Source organism: Moraxella sp. I5G (assembly GCF_055193055.1).
The window spans coordinates 1-769 of record NZ_JBUXLH010000048.1 but is presented as its reverse complement, the minus strand read 5'-3'; the positions used below and the strand labels follow the sequence as shown (position 1 = coordinate 769).

Annotated in this window: 1 protein-coding gene; it reads left to right on the top strand. The window is 22.5% G+C overall.

Going from position 1 to position 769, the window contains the following annotated elements; all coding sequences use genetic code 11:
• Positions 1 to 156: 156 nt before the first annotated feature.
• On the top strand, positions 157 to 696 hold the full coding sequence (locus tag ACZBKJ_RS09895; protein WP_463200928.1) for a hypothetical protein: 540 nt from the start codon (positions 157 to 159) through the stop codon (positions 694 to 696).
• Positions 697 to 769: the final 73 nt, after the last annotated feature.

The following is a 769-nucleotide window of genomic DNA, read 5'->3' as shown; positions in this document are numbered from 1 at the left end:
AAATATTTAGATTATGAAATTAAGGATATATATATCTACAGTCGTTATTTTTTTAAAGATAAAAAATTAATTATCTGTGATGATAAATTTTATAGTTATAATATCTACTATGGTGGTATTTTGGATAAAGTTGTTGATGATAGATAAGGTAATTTTATGACCATTTTAGACCAACTTATCAACCTAATGCTGGAAAAAGTAGAAGTAGTACCAGTTCCCAAACAAGAATTAGATGATTTTTTATCACAAAATAAGATTGATATTTGTGATGAACATTATCAGTTTTTATTAAAATATGGGAATAGTGGGTTTTTAAGACAAGGATATGCATATCTAGATTTTGAGGAATTTAAAGATTATTATTTAAATGATGAGGTTTCAGAAGATATTTTATTACCCTATGATTGCGACTATTTAGGAATGGATTATGCAACAGAATTGATTTGTATAGATAATAAAAATGGTAGAGTTTATGGTTTTGATAGTCAGGAAAAAAATATTTTTTATTACGGTGGACTAAAAGAACTCTTATTTTTTTATTTATTTCAATTACTTATAGAAAAAGAATATTTTGATAAAATTGAAACAAATATAAAAATTAATCATATAGATAAATTTAAATCTAAATATTTAGATTATGAAATTAAGGATATATATATATCTACAGTCGTTATTTTTTTAAAGATAACCAATTAATTATCTGTGATGATAAATTTTATAGTTATAATATCTACTATGGTGGTATTTTGGATAAAGTTGTTGATGATAG